A 23752-nucleotide genomic window follows, 5' to 3' on the forward strand; every position below is an offset into this window, starting at 1 on the left:
TTGGAGGAAAGGAGAATAAGAAAGGCCTCAGCCGACCTTCTTCAGCTTGACCACCTGCTTGGCGAACTCCTCAAGGACCTCCTTCCTCATGCCCTCGAAGAACTTTATCGAGCCGGCGTAGCTGTGGCCGCCGCCCTCGATTCCAGCGCTCGGCAGGGCCTCCTGGAGCCTTGGGATTATCTCGTTCAGGTCGAAGTTGTAGGCCGCCATTCCGTCCGCGGCCCTGACAACCGCGAAGTCCGGGCCGTAGGCGAGGGTGAGTATCGGGGCATCTTCACCATACTTCTCCTTGAAGTGGTCGTGAATTAGGCCGGAGAGCTTGCCGGGGCTTGGATAGGAGAACTTCGGGGCGAAGAGCTCGATGTCTATCGTGTTGAACCTTATGCCGTTTGGCAGGACGACGCTCTTGACGTGGGGCAGCGAAGCCCTCAAAGCCTTCTCCTGCTTCTCCTTGACCTCCGGGTAGATGGCGTTGATGAGCTCGCGGTGCCTCTGGAGGTTTCCGGTGAGGAGGAGAATCTCGTCTATTATGCCGTGCCCGTCCATGAACTTCCAGAAGTAGGCCTCGTGGTCGATTACCTCCGCTATCTTCTTCAGGTCCTCCTCGTCGAGGCCCTTGGCCTTCTTCGCTATCTCAAGGTACTGGTAGAACTCCGGAGCTTTACTCCTGTCGCCGGTTCCGGCTATGGCCGGCAGGTGCTTTATCCTGTCCTCGACTTCGGGGTTTATGAAGCGCGCCACTTCCGTTGCCAGCATTCCGGCCGTTAATTCGTAGTAGCCGCGCTTTATGTGGTGCGGATTGACGTGAACATCGACGTAGTCATCGACCTTTGCCTTGTCCTCGCTCACCCACTCGCGCGGGTCGTGGTGGTCTATTACGACTATCGGGACGCCGAAGGCCCTTATGCGCTTGTAAGCTGGAATGTCCTCGCTCGTTCCGCCGTTGTCCACTATGACAACCAGCGGGAGCGGGTCACCGAACTTCTCGTGGTCCTCAATCATGAAAATTATGTCCTTGAGGACGTCTTCCAGCTCGTAGAAAGGAGCCCTGCTCGGCCTCCTCTTGAAGAGCTTCCACCTCGCGCCAGAATCCGGTGAAACCTGCTCTATGAGCGGCACTATGGCGTACTCCAGGGCCAGGCCGGAGGTGTAGCCGTCGGTATCTGCGTGGTGCCTCAGCAGTATCGGCCTGCCCTCAAGAATGGCCCTGCGTATCATGAAGGCGGCCTTCATTATCCTGGGCTTGAGCTTCTCGAGAACCTCACTCTGAACGAGGAAGCCCACGTCCTGGGGCTGGGCGCGCCTGTCGAGCTCCTCCTCTATGCGCTTCTTTACCTCCGCGGCCTCCGGCCCCCAGAGCCTGGCCATGTCGCTGACCTCTATCTGTATCTCGCCCGAGTGGAATGCCACCTTTCCTATTATCTCCACGATGTCGCCGACGTTGATGTTCGGGTAAGCCCTGACGCCGGGGGCTTCAAATGCCGCTGCCCACGTTATGCCCGTCCCGTCGGTTATGGTAAAGACCGTTGGCCCTCCGGTGACCTGTATCTGCGTAACCCTGCCGCGGAGCCTGACGGTCTGACCTGCCATGTCCTTGCTAAGGTCGCTGATGAGCGTGACGGGTAACTCCTTCCTCACCACGACCTCCTTGTAGTGCTTGAGGGCGGACTCGATGAGGTCGATCTCGCCCTTGTCCGGGCGAACGTCGAGAACCTGGACGAGTATCTCCTCCCCCGGCTTGTACTCCCTGCCGCCGAGGAGGTCCTTGCGCCTTATGAGTCCCCTCACGTGCGGGTTGAGGCGAACGAAGACGCCGAAGCGCTCCACCCTATCAATGGTTCCCTTGTAAACGTTCCCGACCTCTATGTCCTCGATGTCGCAGGTCTTGTCGAGGACGTAGACGACCTTGTACTTCCTCATGCAGTCCGGGCAGACCCAGGTGGTTTCCATTCCCGGTTCCCACGGCTCCTTGACCTTGCCGCAGATGTCACAAGCTAAAACGCGGCCGGTTCCACCGCAGGTGGGGCAGGTATCGTAGACCGGAACCACTCCTTTACCGTGGCACTCGGGACAGGGTATCTCATCGACCTCGTCCTCGACGCCGATGTAGTCGAGGTTCCGGTAACCCTTCAGCTTGTCACCTATCTTGAAATCAGCGGGAACGTAGCCCCAGCCCTCGCAAACGGGGCACTCCTTCTCGCCGGCCTTGATTTTCCCGGTCCCGTGGCACTCGGGGCACTCTCTAACCACCATAAGCATCACCCAGAACACTTGGTTCTGGAAGTTTAAACGGGGGTGGACTTATAACCTTTTGTCCCCTCTCGGAAGAGGCCCCAGAATACCGCCATCGAGAGGGCGTAGAGGAGGGCCGTTATTATGAACGGCCAGGTCAGGGAGACGTCAAAGAGCCTGCCGCCGATGTACTGGCCGATTCCAAAGGTGGCCGTCCAGGAGAGGTTGTTGAGAGCCATAGCCGTCGAGCGCTCCTCCTTTCTGAAAAAGCCCATCATGAAGGAGTTCCAGATAGGATTGACGATGTTCATCAGGATCGTCCTGACGATGTAGATGACCGCGGCCAGGGGAAAGGTCGTGGAGAGAGGCATTAAGGCTATCAGAACGCTGGCGCTGCCGTTGAACGTGACTATGGTCTTCACGCTCCCCAGCCTGTCGGCTATCATCGGAAGGAGGAAGGTTCCGATACCCATCACGAACTGCTGGAAGGCGAAGAGCCACCCTATGCTTTCCAAACTCGTTCCAAAGCGCTGGTTGAACCAGAGGCCGACGTAGGGTATCGTTACCCCGGCGCCGAGCCCTATGAGCGCGCTGGGCAGGGCGAAGCGGCCTATCCTGACGAGCAGGTCTCTATCAAGGCGAAGAACCCTCTCGGAATCGGCCAGGACGGACTTCACGAAGAGCACGAGGACAAAGCGAACGGGGATTATCACGAGGACCAGTGCAAAAACCTCCCGGTAGGGCAGGTACTTCTGGAGGAAGCCGGCAAGGAGTATGCCGAGGGCCGAGCCGATGGTTCCGGCTGCGGAGGACAGGCTGAAGAGGTAGTGCCTCTTCCCGTCGCTCACCTCACCGCTGAGGAGGGCCATGAAGGACGGGCCTTCGAGGGCCAGCCCAACCCCGATTAAAACCCCTCCAAGGGCGAGGAAGGGGATATCCGGAAGGGCAACCTGAAGGAACCTGCCTAGAAACATCAGGGAAATCCCGAGAAGAACGGCCCTCTTGTAGCCGACCCTGGCACCGAGCGGACCCGAGAAAAGCAGAACTGAGGCCTGAGCTAGCGTGGACAGCGAGAAGATCACTCCCATGCTTGTGTAGTCGTAGCCAAGGGACTTCAGGTAGAACGGGAATATGAACCAGGCCAGGTTTCCGCCTAACCACGAAACGAAGGAGTAGGCAACGAGCAACCAGGCGTCCCAGCCGAACCCCCTGTAATTCTGCAATGACATGAACGTTTAGACGTGCGTTTGAGTATATAAACCTAACCGACCGAAAAATTTATTAGTGAAAAGAAGGATTACTCAGCGTTAAAATTGAAAAACAGAACGATCTGCTGGCTCGAATAAGGGGCTTAGAATAATGAAAGGAGTAAAATAAGGTTTCACATTTCTTCCATAAACCTCTCAACGGCTTTTCTGGTTTCGGCATAGGTCTTCCCGGCAAGTATTATAACCTTATACTCCGGATTCTTTGGGTTGTTGAGAACCTTTATGACGTATCCCTCAGTCATAACCTCCGTCTTTATGGAGTCGATGGTGGATTTTCCGTAGACCTCCTCAAGCAACTCCCAAGCCCTATTACTGACCCAGCCGCCGACGATGATGATGTTCTTGTCATCGGGAAGGGAGGAAAGCGCGGTATCATTGACGATGAAAGAATAAACGTCGTCTGTGGCCTGAACCTTGGGAGCAGTTATGGAGACCTGGCGCGACACGGAAGCCACTCGGACGAAGCGGTAGCCATCGACCCCATCAACGACTCCGTCCTCGTTCCTGCTGAAAATCGGAACGAGCCTCAAACCCCAGTCGGTTGGAAGTTCAAGGAACTCCCCTGGCCCCACAAACACCCGGGGGAAGCTATGGAGGCTGGTGTTCACGTGGAGATAGAGAGTGTAGAGGTTCTCGGCGGGGTTGATGTCCCACACCCACTGACCGGTGTAAACGTCCCCGTCCCGGTACTGCTTGACCTTCTCATAGTACCAGTAGTCATAGGTCACCATCTGAGCGTTGTTTATTCCAACGAAGAAATCGGTCGGGTTGAAGAGAAACACCTTGAGAGCACCGCCCTCGAGGAGTTCGTTAAGCCTCGCAGAGGGGTAGGTGTCGTACTCCTCAAAATCCTCCTCACCGGCGGCGTTCACGTACATCAGGTAGTACTTGTCCTCGGCCATGGGCTTCTGCTTTACCGTCCCACTGGGGTAGGTAAGGACGACGAGCATCTTTGAAACGTCGATGTTTATGTCCAAGAACTTTATCCGCCACCCCCCAACGGAGAGCGTCTCCCCCAGGGATTTTGTCTCAGAGTCCACCTTTTTGTAGGAGTAGAAGTACATCGTGTCCCTTCCATCAACCGTCGTGGAGACCACCTGGTAGTCACCCCCAATGTCCAGGGGGGTGGTGTTCTCGTTGAACACTATCTCCACGCTCCTGTCGAAAAACTCGGCCATTCCCCTTGTTGAGTTGAACTCAACCCTTGAAAAGTTCACCCTAATGACCACCGCACGGCCAACGGGCTCGTCGCTGACGTTAACGCCTACGTCTGGCATATCGGTCGGATTGAGAACGTAAACCTGATCCAAGTCGGATATGAGAACGCTGTGGTACTCAACCGGGACAGAAACGGTGGCCGTGTAGGTTCCAGTGGTGATACCATTAAGGACTAGAAACGCACCCAGTCTGGAACCTGTTATGGCGTCCTCACCGATGTGGAGGGGGGTCCCGTTTACTATCTTGGTGGTGGGGAGAACTATCACCGTGTTGGAGGAGTTTAACGAGACGGAGGCCGCACTGGAGGACGTGAGAATCAAGCACATAATCATCAGGCTCAGGAACAGCGCCAAAGCCCTTTTCATCGTTTATCACCCCATTAAGGTTCATCTCAACCTTTATAACTTTTCCCGGGAATCTATTTCCGCGATGATGAGTGAATCCAATGCTGACGAGATGATGAACCCCGAACCTGAGCACGGGATAGAAAACGAAAGGCGAACCAAAATGGAGGAGAAGCTAGACGAAATATACGCCGAAATAGCAGAGCTGGAAAGGGAAATAAAGACCAGCAAGGCCCCCGACCAGCTCGGCTGGGACGACATAGCCCAGGAGATAGTTGGGGCAGTTACCTTCTCCCTTCCCTTCCTCTTCACCGGCGAGCTGTGGGAAGTTGCCAAGGACATATCCGTTGAGCGCTCGCTGGCGATACTCCTGATGACGCTTGGAGTGGCTTACCTCTTCATAGCCAAGTCCAGGATAGGAAACCTGAAGAAGGAGGAGCTTTTCCACGTCCCCAAGAGACTCCTAACCGTCACGGTGATAGCCTACATGATATCGGCGGTTCTGATATACGTGTACGGGATAAACGGCCTGGCCGACTTCACCCCGGGCCAATACATCAACGCGACCATACTTATAAGCACCTTCGCGGTGATAGGAGCCATAACGGTGGACATGGTGAAGTGAATGAAGGTAATAACCGGAGACCGGTTCGAGGCATTCGCCGACGAGAAGGCCCTTCTATTTCCGGAGTACAGGAAAAACCGCGACGAGCTCCTTGATTTCGTGGATTCCCTGACCGGAGATGAAACCGTCGTCACCGCGAGCCTCGAACTGATAGACTTAATAGCCTGGAAGTTCAAACGGGGCGAAGAGAACGTTCTGGTATACTCTGACACCGGGAAGTCCCTCACCCTCAAGGAGGTCTACGAGCTGAGGAAGTACCTCGATTTTGACGTCCGCGGCGGCTTTGGGGGAGAGAGGGCAGAGACAAGCGTTCTGTTCGTCGAGGGGAAGACAGACGCGAAGTTCTTCAAGGCGGTCTTCAAGAAGCTCTTCGAGTTCAGGGAGAGCAGGGAGGCACCATACAGCCTGAGGTTCATCGAGCGGGTTTTTGAAAGGGACAACTTCGACCTCCTTCGGCGGGAGGAGGGTTACTATCTTGCCATAATCCCCAGCGAGGGTAATTCGGGAGTGATAAGGAACCTCGGCAACTTCCTCCGGGCGATGGACGTTTTTGGCTTCACCGTTGAAAAGATAGGCGTGGCAATAGACGTTGACGAGGACAGAGAGGCGGCGATGGCTTCGATAAAGGGCAGGCTATCAGGGTTCAGGCATGAAAAAACACCCCTCGGATACCGCGTCGGGAAAACCGAGGTGGTTCCGCTGATAATCGGCCTTCCCTTCGAAGACGAGGCCGTAGAATGGAAGAAACCCACCGTTGAGGATTTGATGCTCCACCTCATAGAGAGGGAGGGCCTGCTGGAGAGGATAAGGCCCGGACTGGAGGCCCTCAACGGGAGCCTCGGCAGGAAGCTCAAGCCAAAGGAGGTCATGTACCTGGCCCTCTCAGCATACGGCCACTGGGGAAACCTCGAAGGGTTCTACGAGCTCTTCGTCATGCGCTCGCGCTTCAGAAACCTCAAAGCAGTCCTGCGCGAGGCAGGGCTCATGGAGGGACTTAGATACCTCGCCTTTGCCGAGCGCTGAGTTTTTAAGTTCCCTTCCTAGTTTCCACTGGTGATAAAGATGAAGCTCGTCTCATTCGACGTCTGGAACACCCTCCTCGACATCAACGTGATGCTCGACGTCATGGCCGTTGAGCTCTCCAGGCTGATGGGAGCGTGCATAGTCGACGTTGTGGAGGGCATGATGCTCACGCGCGAGAGGATAAAGCGCATGCGCGCCGGGACTCAGGGGGACCCCGAGAAGGCGCTGGAGGAGAGCCAGGAGATGCTGGCTGAACTTCTAGGGATAGACGTCGAGCTCGTCAAAAGGGCCGCGGCGAGGGCGACGCTGAACGTTACCGAAGAGATAGTTCTCCCTGGAGCAAAAGAAGCCCTCGAAGGAGTCAGGAGAAATGGCCTGAGGGTTACCGTGACGGGCAACGTGATGTTCTGGCCCGGCTCCTACACGAGGCTCCTACTCGAGAGGTTCGGCCTGATGGACTACATTGATAAAACCTTCTTCGCCGACGAGGTGAAGGCCTTCAAGCCGATGCCCGAGATGTTCAGGAAGCCGCTCGATGCCTTCGGAGTGAAGCCTGAAGATGCAATCCACATCGGCGACACCTACGCGGAGGACTTTGAAGGCGCTCTAAAGGCCGGCCTCTGGGCCGTCTGGATTAACCCCGAGGCCGAAGAAGTGAGAAGAATCCACGAGAGGGGCTTTGAAGTGCCTGGAGTTGAGGGGATTTTGGAGGTTTTGGAGGAGTTGGGAACATAAGCTAACACCCGGCTTGAGTTCCACTTCTTCGCCGGAGGAGGACTGAAAAATGGAGCCTCAAGACCCGCTCCCGGAATACGCGCTCACCGTCTTGACCTACACCCTCAAGTGGACAGATTCAATCGAACGAGAAATCACACAAGTGAGCAAATCCTGTGAAAACCCCCACCAAAAAACTCCAATGCCTCCGGGAAGTCCTTGAGGAAGGAATCCCTGTCTATTACCGCCAGTATGAAGTCCCCGGGTGGACCTTCAAATTCGATTATCAAGACTGGAAGGGCAAGTTCATACGAACCACCACCCGCAAAATCAGAAAAAAGAAAATCAGAACCGCTGAAATTTACACCACGACCGTGAACCACCCCCTCGTGAAATACTTGCTACTCCTTGCCCCCGATTGTGAGGACATTGAGAAATTCAAAGACCTCAAGGCGACGTTCGGCCCCGAACTGACGGTGAAAGACTTTGTTGAGGCGTGGATGGCCCGCACTGCATTCTACGAAATTGCAGAGGAAATTGCCGAAAAAGCAAACTTTCTAGGGAAATTCAGCACTCCACTTGGAGAAGCCGCCAAGGACAGGCTGACATTCGACCAAAAGGCTGAAGCCGTCTTGAAGTATGTGAAATCGTTTTTCCGCTCAAGTGCGCCACTTGTAAACGACTTCCCCGCGGACGGTTTCTTGGTTTACTGCCCCATATGCAACTCATTCGTTGAAGGGAGCCCCTACCTTAGACTTAGTGTTTTTCCAGATGATGAGTACGCTTACTGGATTGCCGCACTCGTCACGCACTACCGCCATCACCACATTCAGTATTACGACAAGACCCTCTCCAACCCCCGGTATGGTGAAAAGAACAAGGAGTTCCAGACGCTCGGAGAGGATTATGATGCTTTCAAAGAGGTAGTGAATAACCGCGCGAAGAGACAGATAATCCGGGCCATTTTGCGGGACGATTTCCTGGACGAAACCCACAAGGAGAACCTAATCAGGGCCGTGCTTAGGCTCCAAAACAATGACGACAAGACCATTGAGCTGGTCGAGAAGACCCTTGCGAAACTCAAGAGACCTGGCAAGAAAAAGCGCCGTCAGAACAGGCTGTTTTCTGGCACAAACTCAGGCACAACAGGAGTTTCATAAATAGGGCAATGTCGGAAGCATTTAATGCTGGGAAAAGAAACCAGATAACTCCTCACTTCTTCTTCCCCTTCGGCTTCAGCCACGCGCCAAGACCGACCTGCCTCGTCTTCTGGTAGCGCAGGTCTTCCTTGCGGTAGCCAAAGGCCCTGAGGATTCTCTCCACCGCTGGGAGAACCTGGTTCTCGATGTAGTAGTCCGCATCGTACTTGTGCTTTGTCGGGTCGAACTCGTCGAAGGGAATGGCTCTATCGCCTATCCTTCCGGAGCCCTTCAGAACGATGTAGCTTATCACAGTTCCGGGCCGGATTTTAACACCTCTGGCGGCCAAACGCTTCGCTATGGCCACGTGCGGGCCGGTGGCCTTGTAGTCCTTGAGCTCGCGCGTTATCTGCTCGTGGATAACCAGCTTCTCCGGCGGAACCTCGTACTTGCTCAGCTTTTCGGTGACTTCCCTCACAATTCTGACGGCCTCCTCAACGTCACCGTGCTTCAGTATCGCCTCAAGAACCCTCGCCTGCGTCTCCTTCGCTATCTCGCTCCAGTCGCGCCGGACTATCTCAAGCCCGCGTGTGGTTATCTTGCCCTCCTCGTCTATAACCGCGTACTTCTTCTTCGTGACGAAGAACCCCCTGACGTAGAAGCCCTCGTATTCGAGTTCAAGAAGGCCGGGCAGTTTGGCGTTGATGTATTTTAAGAACTCCCCGGCCTTCTTCTTGACGGTCTCGGCATCAGCCCCGGGAATCGTCGCGAAGAAACCGTCGGTATTGTGAACGAGTATTCCGTTGGCGAAGAACCTGTGGGTTCCCTCAACCTCGATGTCGTAGACGTAGCCGTTGTAAGTTATCTCCTGGATATCAATGGGCGTAATTGGGGCGATTTCGGATAGGCTTTTCTTGACGGATATTAATTCTCTATCCCCAAGTTCGTGAGGTTTTACCTCCCTAAACACGTTCCCTTCCCTAACGATGAGAGAATGGTCCTCTGTAACGTCCAGATGCCACGAGTTGGTGAACTTAATCCTGTAGATCCTCTTCTCCGCCCTGTGCCGCATAACGTAGGGAACCCGTCTCCATACGAGCCTCCCCCTGCTATCAAGGGTCAATGCTTCGACGCCTTCGAGAACGCAGTACTCCTTCTCCCCGATCCTGTAATCAACGCGCTCAAAGAGTTTTTCTATCGGCACGAACTCAACCCGGCCGTTCCGCCTGATTATTACCTCAGTGTCACCGGTGACGCTGTCCGCATAGAGAACCTTAAACCCGAACTTCTCCTCTATCTCGCGAATGGTCGTCTCTATGTACTCCCTGCCCCACGCCGTAACGCTCTCGGCGCACTCCCTGCAGTACCATCTTGCCCTGGCGTAGCCGTAGTAGCCGTAGTAGCTGTTGTGCGCGTAGAGGAACCCAAAGCCAGCCAGGAAGTTCTCGTCCTCCTCAACGCTCAGGTCGTAGACGTACCCCTCGTAGCTTTCCTTCCTGACTTCCGAGACCCTGTCGAGGACTATATCCCCGTCGAGGAGCCAGCCTATCCTCCCGGCCCTTTCCGCGTCGAGCTCCCCGCTTTCCACCAGCTCCCTGAATTTCCCGGGGCTCATGTTCTTCTGGAAGGCCCGGCCGAAGGTCTCTTCCAGCACTTCCCTCGGTATGACGTGGGAGTAGTAGGCGTTCTTCCGCTTCCGGTAATCTGTAAAGGGCAGTTCCTCGTTCACGTAGACCCTGTAAACCCCGCTGTCGTGGCGGAGCTTTATCGCTGAGACGCCCAGCGAGTTCAGGAGCAGGACGAGGCCGTTAGCCAGAAGCTCGCTCTTGGTGGAGAGCCGAACCATCTTGCTCGGGTGAACGTCGCCGTCGCCGATGAAGTACCCCTCAAGGAAGGCCCAGCGGACCTCCTCAGGGGACGTGAAGATAAGCCACGGAACCCTCTTGCTCTCGGCCGGTGAACCACAGAGTCCCTCGAAGATTAGGTAGGCCATCTTCTTTGAAATCTCAACGTAGTTCCCCCCGCGCCTCACGCCCCCAAAGAACTCCCTCGCGAGGTTCTCCATGTCGTCGAGAACGCTCCCGTCCTCGTTGTAAAGCCTCACCGTATAGCTCCAGCCCCCGGTCCGGTTTTTCCACTTCCCGGCGTTCCCCTCGCTCACGTAGTAACCGAGGAGCTTCGCGAACTTCCAATCAACCTCTATGAACGGCCTTATCCTGAACCCGTTCCTCGTCCCAACTAGCCACTCTTCAAGCTCCTTCTCGGGCATCAGGCGGAGGACGGGGCGGAGCGCGTTGAAATCGGCGATGAACTCCCTCCTGTTGCCGTTGTAGCGGATTACCTCCACAAGCCTCTCGTAGAGCGCGCGGTACCTTTCCAGCCCCTCCTTATCAACCACTTCGTAGCCGATTTTCCTCAGCTTCACGTAGCCGAGCCCAGCAAGGTGTTCCAGGTAGCGCCTGGCCGTCCTCGGTCTCCTCTCCTCCCCGAAAACCCAGCGGAGGGTTCTGAGCATTCCCCTGAAGAAGTTCTTTCTACCCTTTACCGGAATTGTCATGACGATGTCGGCCGTTTCCTCGTCGGGCAGTTCGAGGAGCAGTTCCACGACGTTGAGCCTCTCCCTCCTCTCCGGGAGGGTTATCCGCTTTGGCACCGCCAGGAGGTCGCCGGGCTTGACCTCCTCCCCCGTCACCTCCACAAGCTCGCCGTCCCGGTACGCGAAGAGGCTGTGGCCCCGCGTCACGCTTATCCTCCTTCCGGAGTTGAGGGTTATCCTGTAAACCTCCCCGGCATAGCGGTGCCTTATCACGGCTTTCACCGGCATTGTGCGGGCTTTCTTGGACTCCCTGTCAAAGGAGAGGGCGTACAGTCCCTCGACTTCAAGGACCTCGGTGTCGCCGTCTCTTTTCACCCTCTCCCCGCTGGCTTCCATCAGTCCATCAACCAGCTCGCCGATGCGGACGGGCCTGAGTTTCCCCCATTCAATGACCGCAATCCACTCCCCGGGAAGAAGGCTGTTGGCGAGAATCTTGATGGCGCGCTGGCGGTAATCGAGGAGCTTCCTCTCCAGCGGGTCTATCGTTGCCTTCATCTTCCTCTTTATCTTCTGCCTCTCCTCCAGCAGGTTTCCGAGCAGGCTCGGAATGAAGCCCGGGAAGTCCTTGCAGAACTTGTGCCCGACCTGCGGGGCTGTATCGTACTCCTTACACCCCTCGCGGTTGAGCGTATCTGGCGAGACGTTGTGGGTGATTATGATTGAAGGGTAGAGACTACGAAAGTCTAGATACACAATATTATCCCACAGCCCCCGCTCCGGCTCCTTGACGTAGCCGCCGGCGTAACCCCCCCTTCTCCTCGCCAGCTCCCTCTCGTCGGGCTTGTTGGGGGCGAGTTCGTTCCTCTCGTAGGCTTTCCTGAGCAAAAACCACTCAACAAGGTTGCCGGTGCTGGAGCGGGAAACGTCCCAGAGGCTCTGGCCGATGAGCCTGGAAAGCTGGGCCTCCATCGGGAAGAACTCTTTTCCTAGCTCGTAGGTGACCTTCGCGTCCTCCATCGAGTAGCGCGCGACCCTCTCAAGCCCCTCGCCGGTCTCCCAGGCGGTGGCTATCTCCTCCGCGTAGACCTTCTCCTTTGGCTTTCCAAATATCGCCTCGTAAACGGCCTCAAGGGTGTAGGTGGGCAGGTTTATGGTGTGCCTTATGACTGGATAAAGGTCGAAGTGTATCCTGCCCTTCACCTCAACCGCAAACCTGTCCCCTATGCGCTGTATCTTCGGCTCGCTCCCGTCCCTTCCGAGGGTAAAGCTCACGCCAAGCTTCTCACAGCGCTTTTTCAGGTAGGCGAAGTCGAAGTTGTCGCCGTTGTATGTTATCAGCACGTCCGGGTCCTTCTCCTTAACGACCTTAAGGAAGCGCTTAATCATCTCCCTCTCTGTGGAGACAACCTCAACGTAGGGCAGGTCGATCTTCTTCCAGGTTATCACCCTCGCCTCATTCTCGTCGGCGTAGCTTATCATCAGGATCGGCCCGGTTCCGAACTCCTCGCCCTCGTGGTAGAGCGTCTCGATGTCAAAGGACATGAGTTTAAGCTCTTCCTCACCTTCCATCGGGATTAGCCCCTTGTCTATGAGGTAGCGCTTGGCGAAGGGTATGTCGTACTCGTAGATGTCGATGACCGCGGGGTGATTCCGTATTTTGTCGCGGATTGCCGGCACGTCCTGCGGGTGCTCGAAGTAGAGCTTCCACACATCAACGGGCCTGCCGAGGAACTTCTTCTTCACCTTCTCCGCGTGCTTGACCCTAACGATCCTGCCGTGCCTCTCGGCGGTTATCTTTTTGATTTCTTCGATGGCGGAGTCGTCCCTGAGGAGCGCGTAGAAGTAGGGCTCGAACTCGCGGTCGTATTCAATCCTGAACTCGCCGTCCTCCTTCTTGAATACCCTTATGACGGGCTTTCCATTCTCGGTGATGTAATCAACGTCAAGGATCATGACCAACACCTGCCTGATTATCGAACCCGGAGCTAATAAACTTCGCCATTGATGCTACCAGAAAAGAGGAGAAAACAACAATCAAGGGCTCACAACTCTTGGAACAAGGGCACCGCACTTCCGCTGAAGCTCGGCGTTGGCTTTCAAAAGCTCTTCACTGGGGTAGTCGCCGTTCTCTCGCCATTCCGTTGCAAAGTCGTGAATCAGGCTTAATCCCTCACGGACGGCGGAGACGTTGGCGGTTCCGTTGATGAAAGCCGTTCTTGAGACGTTTAGAAAATCCAGGCACGGCCCAGTATCGACCATTACAAGAACCGAATCGTTGAACGTGTCCAGTTCAAGGTAATCCGCGGTCTCGATTAAGTGATTGAGGAGGCTCAGAAAATCACCCTCAAGTTCAACGGTGGAAAGGTTAAACACGGCAGTGGAATTCGAGTTGAGCGCCTCTATTGCGTTCTTGGAGTGGAACTGGATATCAACCATCGTGGAAAAAGTCACGGTGTGAATCCAGCCCCTTTCACAGTTCCTTTGTCCCTCAATAAAGGCGTCCAAACGCTCTCTCTGGACGTGGAGATGGAAGGCCGAAACCAGGACTATCAGCAACACCGCAAGGGCCACCACACTGCTCAGCTTCATTGACTCCACCACGTTAATCCCACGTTCCAAGGTAATAAGTATTTCGGCGAACAAAGTAGAAACACACCACCACCTTTTTAAACTCCCGCTCAAAGCCACGTCCATGGAGCTGTTTTACAGGGTGAGCTTTCAGGAAGTGGTGGCCGACGCTTTAAGCCTGGTTGAGGAGCGCGAGCTGTCGTCGAAGCACGCCCTCGAGAGGGTCTTTAAGCGGGTAGCTGGCAGGGACAGGGACAAGGCCCGCGGATTGGCCCACGCCTACGTCTTCGAGATAGAGAAGTGGCGCGCTAAAATAGACTTCATAATCAATTCTGTGCTTAAAGGCTCAAAGGTCGAAGATCTCGACCCCTATCTGGCCAACCTCCTTCGCATAGGAACCTTTGAGATACACTTCAGAAAGGTTCCGCCGGCGATAGCGACCGACTCGATAATCCGCGTCGTCAAGGAGCGCTTTGACTTCAGCAGGGCAAAGTTCGTCAACGCTCTGATGCACTCGATAGAGAAGTTCGACGTTGATAAGGCGCTCAAGAAGCTCAAGGAGCGTGACAGAATCGAGTGGCTGAGCATCCGCTTCTCCCACCCGCGCTGGTACGTTGAGTACGCCATCGAACTGCTCGGCTACGATGAAGCCGTCCGCCTGCTCCTCAGCAACAACAGGCCGCAGCGTTATTACGTCCGGGCCAACCTCCTTAAGACGGACGTCGATTCCCTCCGCGATTACCTTGAGGAGAACGGGGTAAGGACGGCAAGAACCCCCGTCCCCGATGTCCTGAAGGTTCTCGACTACAAAACGCCCGTAACGAGGCTCAACTGGTACAGGGAAGGGAAGTTCGTGATTCAGGACTTAGCGAGCGCTTACGTCGCCCACGTTCTGGCCCCGGAGCCTGGTGAGAGGGTCCTCGACCTGGCGGCCGCTCCCGGTTCAAAGACCTTCCACGCCGCCGCTCTAATGGAGAACCGCGGTGAGATAGTGGCGGTGGATTACTCCTACGACAGGCTCATGCGCATGAGGGAGAAGATGAAACTTCTCGGAATCAAAAACGTCAAGCTCGTCCACGCGGACGGCCAGAGCTTCAAGGACAGGGAGAAGTTCGATAAGATAATCCTCGATGCACCGTGCTCAAGCTCCGGAACCTACCGCCAGTTTCCCGAGGTCAAATGGCGCTTCAACGAGGAGAAGATAAAGCGCATCATAAGCGTCCAGCGCAACATGCTCCGCAACGCGTACGAGAACCTCCGCGACGGCGGCGAGATGACCTACTCAACCTGCTCGGTTAGAATAGACGAGGACGAAGAGAACGTGCTCTTCGCGATAAACAGGGCCGGACTGGAGCTCGTTCCCTACGACTTCAGCTGGGGCGACAGGGGCTTCCTTGAGGTGGGGGAGAAGGTCTTTAGAGCGTGGACGCACAGGCACGACTGCAACAGCTTTTTTATAGCGAAGATGAGAAAGGGTTAAAAGTTGGGCCCCCTAAATCATACACATGGAAAGCATGGTTTCGGAGTTTGATGAGGTCTTTGCATTGGCCAACATGCTCCGGACAGGCCACTTTTCGAGAAAGCTGAGGAGAAGAAGGATAAAGGGCTCCTGGAGGGAGCTCCGTGAGTACATTGAGGAATACAGGGACGTTCTTGGACAGTAGCGTTATCGTAAACCTCATCGTTGAGACTGAACTCACCGAATTCGCGGAGAAAGTCCTGGAGGATACTCCCCTCTTAACTTCCGAGACCGTCGTCGATGAGAGTGTGTACGTCATAATCCGCAAGCTGTTTTCTCTTAAAGGAGTGAAAAACCGTTTTGAGGTCAAGAAGCGCCTCCACACTCCCGAGGGACAGGAAGTCATCGATGAGGCCATAGAACTCGTCATGGGGCTGATTGAAGAGGTGGACGTTGCAATCCTCACGGACGCGGACGTCTACATAACGATTGCCACCATGAAGAAGTACTCCCTCCTCCCCCACGACGCGAGAATAGTGGCAACGATGCTCCAAAACGGAGTTAAACGTCTTGCTACATTTGACGATGACTTCAGGCCAATTCCCGGGCTGGTTCTCCTTCCGAAGGACTACTGGGATTCAAGGTAAGAAAGTTAAACAAGCGGCTTCCTCCTCACCGGGCCGCGCGGGTACTCCTCCTCGAAGACCTCTGCGGTAAAGCGGTAGACCTTCGTGTCCTCATCGAGCCAGCAGTCGGGAGGCAATCCTGCCTTCCAGCAGGTCTGAGCTAAAAACTCCTCCTCGTCCCAGCCCCACTCTATCGGCACCTGCGGGAGGAGCAGGCCGGAATAGATACCCTTCTCGATTATCAGACCGTCCCTGCCGACCTTTATCCTCCTCGGCCTCTCCTCGGGCGGCCCCTCTATGGGTTCTGGCGGTGTCAGGACGCTGACCTCCACCGTGAGGTCATCGAGTTCGCTCTCCCTTACCGGCGGGAAGCGCGGGTCGTCAACGGCCGCATAGATTGCCGCCTTTATCGTGGCCTCGACCAGCGGGTAAATCGGCAGCGGGAAGCCTATACAGCCCCTCAGGGCCATCTGGGGCGGTGCGCTGTGCCTGTTCAGCGTCACAAAGACGCCCATCTTCTCCCACAGCTCGGGAGGGGTATCCTCAGGAGGTTTTATCATCCTGCCGTTCCTGACGTACTCCTCAACGGCTTTTCTCGCAAGCCTGACGAGGAACTCACCCCATTCGTCCCTGATTCTGTACATCGTTCTCACCCCCTAGTTCCTACGGCGGGAGGAGTTATTTACCTTTCCCGCAAAGCTTAAAAAATTGCCGAAGGAAGTTAAGTCGGGTGTCGAAAGTGGTGATAGTGGAGTTCGTGATTGTTCCCCTCGGTGAGAAGAGCCTGAGCCGGTACGTAGCTGAGGTAGTAAAGCTTTTAGAGAGAAAGGGTGTTAAATACCAATTGACACCGATGGCAACGATAATAGAGGTTCCAACGGTGAGGGAAGCATTCGATATAATCGAGGAGGCGCACGAACTGGTATTCAAACTGGGCGCTTCACGGGTTTCAACAACCGTAAGGATCGACGACAGACGGGACAAGCGTGTCCACATGGAGGACAAGGTTAAATCCGTGATGGAGAAGGTGAGGGGTGGTTGAGATTAGGGCACTGATTCTCGCCATAGACCGTGATGACGATTTCGGGCAGAAGGCGGGCGTGGAAGGTCCCGTCATCGGGAGGGAGGCCTGCATAGATGCAGCCCTCAAGCTCAGTCTGGCCGATCCGGAGGACAGCGACGCCAACGTTGCTTACGCCGCTGTCAAGCTTCACGACGAGCTCAGGGAGAGCGGGGAGTTTGAAGATGTCCAGGTTGCCCTGATAACCGGCCACCCCAAGGTGGGCGTCAAGAGCGACCTGGAGCTGGCCAGACAGCTGGAGGAGGTTTTGAAGGTCTTCCCTGCCGATGGGGTCATCACCGTCACCGATGGGGCAGAGGACGAGCAGATATTCCCGATAATAACCTCGAAGGTGCCGATAATAAGCTCCCACCGCGTCGTGGTCAAGCAGAGCGAGGGCATAGAGACGACCTATTACATCATCTACCGCTACCTGAGGGAGATACTCAGCGACCCGGAGGTTGCAAAGGTTGTGCTCGGAATCCCGGGAATGATACTCCTTCTCTACGGGATAGCACGCCTCATCGGCGTCTGGTATCCGGAGAGCGTTAAGATAATCTCCGCCACGATAACGGGAACGATACTGCTCTTCATCGGCGGTTACTTCTTCACCAAGGGCTTCCGCTTTAACATAAGGGAGACCGTGGCCAAGCAGTTCGTCTTCGTGATATCCCTGATAGCGGGAATGCTCATAATCGGCGGCGGCGCGATAAACGCCTACTTTCGGCTGGAGGAGTACTCGCTGGAGCTGATAGGCAGCTATCCCGGGACGCCCCTGCTGGCGATGCTGATATACATCAACGCCCTGAACTCGTCGCTCATACTGGGAATCGCGGTGATGATAACGGGCAAGGTGATACAGTCCTACCTGAGGAAGGACCACCACATATGGTACTATGCCTCCACGCTCCTAATGATGCCGGCGATGTGGGTCACGATAGACCTCACCACCCGCTACGCGATGGCCATACTGACGCTCTCGGACATAGAGGTCTTCACGAAGCTCCTCGTGGCCCTGATCGACGTCGGGATAGCCGTGATGGCGGGAATATATCTAAGGGGAAAAGTTAGAGGATGGGAGAGAGTTGAGGCTGGAGCAGGCTCTTGAAGAATATGAGAAAAAGAAGGAAAGGGCCGAAAGAGTGGTCGAGAAGGTCAGGCGGAAGTACGAGAAAAGGCTCGAAAAGAGACTGAAGGAAATCCTCAAGAAAATAGACGAGCTGGAGCGGAGAAAAATCCCCAGGAACGTCGACGAGAAAGTGCGCAAGATAGTTACCGCAGAAAGGAGGAACTACGTAACCTCCCTGAGGAACGCGCTGGCGAGCATCGAGAGCATGGAGGACCTCGGGAAGCGCCTTCCCGACCTGGCAAAGCTCCACGTGGGGCACGGCAAGTACCTGATTCTCCTCTTCGAGAAGGACGTTTACGCCATCAACCGCCTTCTAAAGGAGCTCAACGAGGACTACCTCAGCTACTACCGCGAGCTTGAGAAGGCAGAGCTTCCAGAGCTGGGGATACGGGGACTCCTCGAAGAGATGGAAGAGATCAAGAAGGCCATAGCCGAGGGGGAGGCCGAGAGACAGGGACTCGTTGAACGGCTCAGGGAGCTTGAGGGAGAGCTCGAGGGGCTGTACAGGGAACTCGGACTGGACGAGCTGGACGAGAGAATAAGCACCCTCTCGAGCAGGATAAGAAGCGAGGAGATGGAACTCCGGTCGAAGGCCTCGAAACTCCAGAAGCCCGTGAGGAGAATGCGCCTCGGCGGTTTTGCGGACGAGTTCGCCAGGGACAGCTCGGTCGTCCTGCGGGAGCCGGAGAAAACCCTCTCGCTGCTTCAAAAGGTCTACCCCCGCCTCGAGGGCAAGTACCGGAAGACCGCCCGGTGGCTGGTGGAAAACCTCGAAGAGAAGGTAGGAGCAATCGAGGAGGACAGGGAACTGCTCGAAGAGCTGGAAGCTGAAAGGGAAAAGCTCATCGAAGATGTCAGAACCAGGGAGAACGAAATCAGGGAACTGGAGAGGCTCATCGAGGAGAAAGAAGCCGAACTGAAAAAGCTCAGGAACAGGCTGGAGCACCTGGAGAAGGGGTTCGAGGAGAGCATCGCAAAGCTCGAGGGAATCCTCGGAACCAAAATCGAGCGATAGGTTTATGAGTTAGGCTCCCCTAATTCTTCCGGTGGTGAGCATGTTCAAGGTGGACAGGCTTCGCTTTGGCACGGCCGGAATACCCCTCTCAACGCCGAAACGCTCAACCATCGACGGCATAGTCCACGTGAGGAACCTCGGGCTGGACGCTATGGAGCTGGAATTCGTCAGGGGAGTGAACCTCAAGCCAGAGCTGGCGAAGAAGATCAAGTACGTGGCAAGGAAGCACGACGTCCTCCTAACGGCCCACGCGCCCTACTACATCAACCTGAACGCGAAGGAGAGGGAAAAGGTCGAGGCGAGCAAGAGGAGGATAATCCAGAGCGCCGAGAGGCTCTACGATGCCGGCGGCTGGAGCGTGGTATTTCATGCGGGCTACTACCTCAAGCAGGACCCGGCGAAGGTCTACGGCAGGATAAGGGACGAGCTGAAGGCGATAGAGCGCGAGCTGATGGACCGGGGCGTCAAGGTCTGGCTCAGGCCCGAGCTTACAGGGAAGCCAACCCAGTTCGGAGACCTGAAGGAACTCGTGAAGCTCAGCGAGGAGCTTGAGACGGTTCTGCCAACGATAGACTTCGCGCACGCGCACGCGAGGAACGCAGGCAGGTGCAACACCGTCGAAGAGTGGCGCGAGATGCTGGGCTTTATGGAGGACAGGCTCGGTAGGGAGGCACTCGACAACATGCACATCCACATAAGCGGCATAAACTACACCGCAAAGGGCGAAAGGAACCACCTTAACCTTCAGGAGAGCGACATGAACTGGGAGGACCTGCTCAGGGTTCTCAAGGAGTTCCGCGTTAAGGGCGTCGTCATAAGCGAGAGCCCAAACATTGAAGGCGATGCACTCCTGATGAAGAAAAAGTACGAGGAGATAAAGGTCTAGGCCTTTCCAGCTCTTCCGTACCTCTCCATTATACCAAGAAATTTCTCGACCGGTAACGCGTACCTTACGTGTCCGTTGCCCTCTAAAGTTTTCGCCTGGAGGAGCGCGTTGATTATAGCCTCCTCCGTTGCCTCGGCCGCCGCTCTAAAGAGCCGGCTCAGAGCGTTGTCCGGCAGGAAGCTGAGTAGATGAGCTTCCTTATCCAGAGGGACGGTCTGGGCGGTGGAGAAGGCCAGCACCACGTCACCGCTCCCGTGGTAGGCGTAGCCGCCGGTTCTTGCAAGGCCAACTACTGCCCTCTTCGCGAGCCTCCCGAGCTGCCTCGCGGTCAAAGGCGCGTCCGTGGCAACGACGATGGAGATGCTCCCCCTTCCAGAGGTCCCCCTGCCCGGGTAGTCCCTCAGCTCGAGCCCGACCGGAACGCCGGCCACCGTCAGGTCCTCCCGCCTCCCAAAGTTCGCCAGGACGAGCGAGGCGACGGTGTACTCCTCCCCGCCGATTTCCACCACCCGCGAGGAGGAGCCTATTCCGCCCTTGAACTCGAAGGCGCTCATTCCCGTCCCAGCTCCGACCGAACCCTCCTCAAAGTCGAGTTTGGCCCTTTTGACGGCCTCGGAATAGTGCTCCTCTTTAACGGCGAGCTTCCTTATGTTGTTCAGGTAGGAGTCGTTGCACTCCATAACTACCGGAGAAACGCTCCTCAGCTCCGGGTTCAGCTTGATCATGTGCTTGACCATCGCGTTTGCCACGGTGTAAACGCTCAGGGTGTTTGTTAGAGCTATCGGCGTCTCAATGTAGCCGAGCTCCTCCACCTGGATAAAACCGATGGGCTTTGAGAAGCCGTTCATGACGAAAGTTGAAGCAAAGAGCCTCTCCCTGTAGGGGTTCTTGACGGGGGGAAGCAGAACGGTAACGCCGGTCCTAACGTCTTCCCCCTCGATTATCGTCGAGTGGCCGACTCTAACGCCCAAGTCCGCCATTGAGTTCCTCTTTCCGTGAGGGTGAAGTCCGATCTCTATTCCCAGCTCGGGGGCCTTCATGGTACCACCGCAGTGATTTGGGCGTGAGAACTTAACAATTTTGTTCAATCAACCCTTATAAACCCCCAAAACCGAGTTTTGCCCATGAGGGTGAAGCCTTCGAAGCTCTTCCTGCTAATTCCTCTGGCGTTCCTGCTGGTCTTCTTCTACGTTCCCCTAGCGAGCATACTAAAAACGGCTCTGTGGGAAAACGGATTCACGCTCAGGCACATCTCGGCCGTCCTGGCAAACGACTACCACAGGAGAGTCATCGTCTTCACGATAGGACAGGCAATAGCTTCAACCCTGCTGACGCTCGCCCTCGGCCTCCCCGGGGCGTACATCTTCGCCAGGTACGACTTCCCCGGGAAGAGGGTCATAAAGGCCGTCCTGACGGTTCCCTTCGTCATGCCCAGCGTGATGGTCGCCCTGGGGTACATTCTCCTATTCGGGAAGAGCGGGATAATCACGGGACTCATCGGCCGCGACCCCGGAATCCTCTACTCCTGGAAGGGAATCCTCCTCGCCCATGCCTTCTACAACTTCCCGATAGTTATACGCATGGTCTCGTCGCTGTGGCAGAGAATAAACCCCCACTACGAGGAGGCGGCGATGGCCCTGGGGGCGAGGGGCTGGACGCTCTTCCGCAAGGTTACCCTGCCGATGATATCCCCGGCGATTTTTGCCTCGGCGATGCTCACCTTCGTGTTCTGCTTCCTGAGCTTCTCCATACCCCTTATCATAGGCGGCTACCGCTACGCCACCATAGAGGTGGACATCTTCACCTCGATAATGGTCCTCCTCGACTTCAAGACCGGCTCGGCGCTGGCCATAATCCAGATACTCCTCAGCATGGGCTTCATGTACCTCTACCTGAGGGCACTCGACAGCTACGCCAAGCGCGAGGAGCAGAGGGTTTTCAGGAGGCCGGTTCCCTTCACGAGGCGCGACTGGCTGAGCGTCAAGGGACTGCTCGTTGGAGTCTACTCCCTAATCGTCTTCGTCTTCATAGTCTCCCCCCTCCTGGCCGTTCTCTACGACTCCCTGCGCTTCAGCGGTCAGTGGAGCCTGGAGTGGTACAGGAGGATATTCTCAACCGAGTACAACCCGATGTTCGGAGCGACAACGCTCGACGCGATAAGGAACTCCCTGACCTTCGGCCTCGCCACTGTAGTCCTCTCGGTTCTCGTGGCGTTGCCGATAGCCTACGCCCTCCACCGCTGGAACTTCAGGGGAAAAAGGCTCTTCGACGTTCTGGTAATGCTCCCGCTGGCGAGTTCAGCCATAACCCTCGGTCTGGGATACATAAGGGTCTTCCACACCACGCCCCTGTACTTCACCGCCTGGATAATCATCGCTGCCCACACAGTGATAGCGTATCCCTTCGTCCTCCGCGCCGTTTCCACGAGCCTGAAGAAGATAAGGCCCAACCTCTTCGAGGCGGCGCTGAGCCTGGGAGCCAGGGAGTGGAAGGCCTTCCTGAGGGTGGAGCTTCCGCTGGCACTCGGTGGAGTCATCGTCGGTGCGATATTCGCCTTCGCCATGAGCATAGCCGAGCTGGGGGCGACCTACATGCTGGCAAAACCTGAATACACCACCATGACGGTGGCGATATACAAGTTCCTCGGGGCGAGGCAGTTCGGTTCAGCCTCCGCCCTGGCGGTTCTCCTGATGGCCGTCTCAACTCTGGCCTTCATGGTGATAGAAAGGGTTGGTGAGGAAGTATGGTGAGGGTAGAGCTAAGGGGAGTGGTCAAGGAGTGGGAGGATTTTCGGCTTGAGATAGGCGAGTTGAAAGTCAGGGACGGCGAGTTCCTCACGCTCCTCGGTCCGAGCGGCTGCGGAAAGACTACAACGCTCAGAATGATAGCGGGCTTTGAAAAGCCTGACAGGGGGGAGATACTCTTCGACGGAAGGCGGGTGAACGGGTTACCCCCCTACGAGCGCGGGATAGGCATAGTCTTCCAGGACTACGCGCTGTTCCCCCACATGACGGCCTTCAAGAACGTTGCCTTCGGGCTGGAGATGAAAAAGCTCCCGAAGGCCGAGATTGAAAGAAAGGTGAGATGGGCGCTCCGGCTGGTCGGTCTGGAGGGGCTTGAAAACCGCTATCCGGAGCAGCTGAGCGGCGGCCAGCAGCAGCGCGTGGCCCTCGCGAGGGCACTCGTTGTGGAGCCGGACGTTCTGCTCCTCGACGAGCCGCTCAGCAACCTCGACGCGAAGATAAGGGAGAGGCTTAGAGGGGAGATAAAGAGAATCCAGCGCGAGCTTGGAATAACGACGATATACGTCACCCACGACCAGGAGGAGGCGATGGCGGTAAGCGACAGGATAGCGGTGATGAACGTCGGAAGGATAGAGCAGGTCGGAAAGCCGCTGGAGCTCTACTACCGTCCAAAGACGGAGTTCGTGGCGCGCTTCCTTGGCCTGAGCAACATACTGGAGCTCGAAGCGGAGAACGGAATGGCCTGCCTCGGAGGGCTGTGCTTCGACGTGGGGAGGGAAGGAAAGGTCAGGGTCTTCTTCCGGCCCGAGAGTGTCCACATAAAACCCGGCGACGCGGCGGAGGTTCTCGACTACGAACTCCTTCCCGGCAGGATAAGGCTGAGGCTCGGGATTGGAGATAAGGTAATCCTCGCGGAGCGCTTCCTGGACGAGATTCCCTTCGATGTCGAGGAGATGCCGGAGAGGGTTGGCATTGAGGTGAGGAGCTTCTCGGTGCTGGGGTGAAAAGCCCCGAGGATTTTCCAAAGTGCCGTTTCACACCCATAATATTTGTAATGGTCCAAACTGGCATAACTTGGTTCCGGCTTTGTTTTCACTTTTGATGATAGAAAGGATTAAATAATTTGTCGGCATATTTTGTAATGCAATCCCAAATTGAAAGCACAA

20 protein-coding genes are annotated in these 23752 nt (G+C 55.9%); 13 read left to right on the forward strand and 7 right to left on the reverse strand.

What is annotated here, in order from left to right:
- Nucleotides 1-27 precede the first annotated feature (27 nt).
- The 3 genes from CL1_RS03590 to CL1_RS03600 all read right to left on the reverse strand — a co-directional run bounded on the left by CL1_RS03590 (nt 28) and on the right by CL1_RS03600 (nt 5083).
- Nucleotides 28-2253, reverse strand: coding sequence for a DHH family phosphoesterase (locus CL1_RS03590; protein ID WP_014788533.1), 2226 nt, complete (start codon nt 2251-2253; stop codon nt 28-30).
- 32 nt (nt 2254-2285) lie between these two features.
- Nucleotides 2286-3461 (reverse strand): MFS transporter, encoded by a 1176-nt coding sequence (locus CL1_RS03595; protein ID WP_048151880.1) that lies wholly within the window; start codon nt 3459-3461, stop codon nt 2286-2288.
- Between the two features lie 152 nt (nt 3462-3613).
- Nucleotides 3614-5083, reverse strand: a complete 1470-nt coding sequence (locus CL1_RS03600; RefSeq protein ID WP_014788535.1) for an S-layer protein — start codon at nt 5081-5083, stop codon at nt 3614-3616.
- Nucleotides 5084-5147: 64 nt separating this feature from the next.
- Between CL1_RS03600 and CL1_RS03605 the strand changes: the two genes are divergently transcribed.
- The 4 genes from CL1_RS03605 (at nt 5148) to CL1_RS03620 (ending at nt 8584) form a co-directional block, all read left to right on the forward strand.
- Nucleotides 5148-5687: a DUF2391 family protein gene (locus tag CL1_RS03605; RefSeq protein ID WP_083830186.1), complete on the forward strand. Its 540-nt coding sequence runs from the start codon at nt 5148-5150 to the stop codon at nt 5685-5687.
- Nucleotides 5688-6710, forward strand: a complete 1023-nt coding sequence (locus CL1_RS03610; protein WP_014788536.1) for a DUF3226 domain-containing protein — start codon at nt 5688-5690, stop codon at nt 6708-6710. It abuts the gene before it with no gap.
- 39 nt (nt 6711-6749) lie between these two features.
- Nucleotides 6750-7445, forward strand: coding sequence for an HAD family hydrolase (locus CL1_RS03615; RefSeq protein ID WP_014788537.1), 696 nt, complete (start codon nt 6750-6752; stop codon nt 7443-7445).
- A 155-nt stretch (nt 7446-7600) separates the two neighbouring features.
- Nucleotides 7601-8584, forward strand: a complete 984-nt coding sequence (locus tag CL1_RS03620) for a flagellar protein FliT (RefSeq protein WP_014788538.1) — start codon at nt 7601-7603, stop codon at nt 8582-8584.
- A gap of 52 nt (nt 8585-8636) precedes the next feature.
- Here the strand turns inward: CL1_RS03620 and CL1_RS03625 are convergent, their stop codons facing one another.
- Nucleotides 8637-13052, reverse strand: a complete 4416-nt coding sequence (locus CL1_RS03625; RefSeq protein WP_014788539.1) for a DNA polymerase domain-containing protein — start codon at nt 13050-13052, stop codon at nt 8637-8639.
- A gap of 81 nt (nt 13053-13133) precedes the next feature.
- Entirely contained in the window at nt 13134-13688 is a 555-nt protein-coding gene (locus CL1_RS03630; protein WP_014788540.1) for a hypothetical protein, read from the reverse strand.
- Nucleotides 13689-13791: 103 nt separating this feature from the next.
- On the opposite strand from CL1_RS03630, the gene CL1_RS03635 reads away from it, so the two are divergent.
- The 3 genes from CL1_RS03635 to CL1_RS03640 are packed head-to-tail and all read left to right on the forward strand — an operon-like array spanning nt 13792 to nt 15773.
- Nucleotides 13792-15147, forward strand: a complete 1356-nt coding sequence (locus tag CL1_RS03635; RefSeq protein WP_014788541.1) for an RsmB/NOP family class I SAM-dependent RNA methyltransferase — start codon at nt 13792-13794, stop codon at nt 15145-15147.
- A 25-nt stretch (nt 15148-15172) separates the two neighbouring features.
- The gene (locus CL1_RS10740) at nt 15173-15331 is read left to right on the forward strand and encodes a hypothetical protein (protein WP_167902331.1); all 159 of its coding nucleotides are present in this window, start codon (nt 15173-15175) and stop codon (nt 15329-15331) included.
- Nucleotides 15321-15773 carry a PIN domain-containing protein gene (locus CL1_RS03640; RefSeq protein ID WP_014788542.1) on the forward strand — a complete coding sequence of 151 codons (453 nt, stop codon included), beginning with the start codon at nt 15321-15323 and terminating at the stop codon, nt 15771-15773. The genes CL1_RS10740 and CL1_RS03640 overlap by 11 nt, the downstream gene beginning before the upstream one ends.
- 5 nt (nt 15774-15778) lie before the next feature.
- On the opposite strand, the gene CL1_RS03645 is transcribed toward CL1_RS03640, so the two are convergent.
- Complete coding sequence (locus CL1_RS03645; RefSeq protein WP_014788543.1) at nt 15779-16396, reverse strand: TIGR00296 family protein; 618 nt, start codon at nt 16394-16396, stop codon at nt 15779-15781.
- Between the two features lie 95 nt (nt 16397-16491).
- Here CL1_RS03645 and CL1_RS03650 point away from each other — a divergent pair, with 95 nt between their 5' ends.
- From CL1_RS03650 to CL1_RS03665, 4 genes are read left to right on the forward strand one after another with little or no spacing between them, the layout of a single operon-like run.
- Entirely contained in the window at nt 16492-16794 is a 303-nt protein-coding gene (locus tag CL1_RS03650) for an MTH1187 family thiamine-binding protein (protein WP_014788544.1), read from the forward strand.
- Nucleotides 16787-17920, forward strand: a complete 1134-nt coding sequence (locus tag CL1_RS03655) for a DUF373 family protein (protein WP_014788545.1) — start codon at nt 16787-16789, stop codon at nt 17918-17920. The genes CL1_RS03650 and CL1_RS03655 overlap by 8 nt, the downstream gene beginning before the upstream one ends.
- Nucleotides 17898-18956, forward strand: coding sequence for a coiled-coil domain-containing protein (locus CL1_RS03660; RefSeq protein WP_048151887.1), 1059 nt, complete (start codon nt 17898-17900; stop codon nt 18954-18956). The genes CL1_RS03655 and CL1_RS03660 overlap by 23 nt, the downstream gene beginning before the upstream one ends.
- 40 nt (nt 18957-18996) lie before the next feature.
- Nucleotides 18997-19842, forward strand: a complete 846-nt coding sequence (locus CL1_RS03665; RefSeq protein WP_014788547.1) for a deoxyribonuclease IV — start codon at nt 18997-18999, stop codon at nt 19840-19842.
- Here CL1_RS03665 and CL1_RS03670 read toward each other — a convergent pair.
- Entirely contained in the window at nt 19839-20882 is a 1044-nt protein-coding gene (locus CL1_RS03670; protein ID WP_014788548.1) for a DmpA family aminopeptidase, read from the reverse strand. The two genes, CL1_RS03665 and CL1_RS03670, sit on opposite strands and share 4 nt — an antisense overlap.
- Before the next feature lie 84 nt (nt 20883-20966).
- Between CL1_RS03670 and CL1_RS03675 the strand changes: the two genes are divergently transcribed.
- Both CL1_RS03675 and CL1_RS03680 read left to right on the forward strand, forming a co-directional pair.
- Nucleotides 20967-22592, forward strand: a complete 1626-nt coding sequence (locus CL1_RS03675) for an ABC transporter permease (RefSeq protein WP_014788549.1) — start codon at nt 20967-20969, stop codon at nt 22590-22592.
- Nucleotides 22586-23590 (forward strand): ABC transporter ATP-binding protein, encoded by a 1005-nt coding sequence (locus tag CL1_RS03680; protein ID WP_014788550.1) that lies wholly within the window; start codon nt 22586-22588, stop codon nt 23588-23590. The genes CL1_RS03675 and CL1_RS03680 overlap by 7 nt, the downstream gene beginning before the upstream one ends.
- Nucleotides 23591-23752: the final 162 nt, after the last annotated feature.

The organism is Thermococcus cleftensis, from assembly GCF_000265525.1.
GTDB classification, from domain to species: Archaea; Methanobacteriota_B; Thermococci; order Thermococcales; family Thermococcaceae; genus Thermococcus; species Thermococcus cleftensis.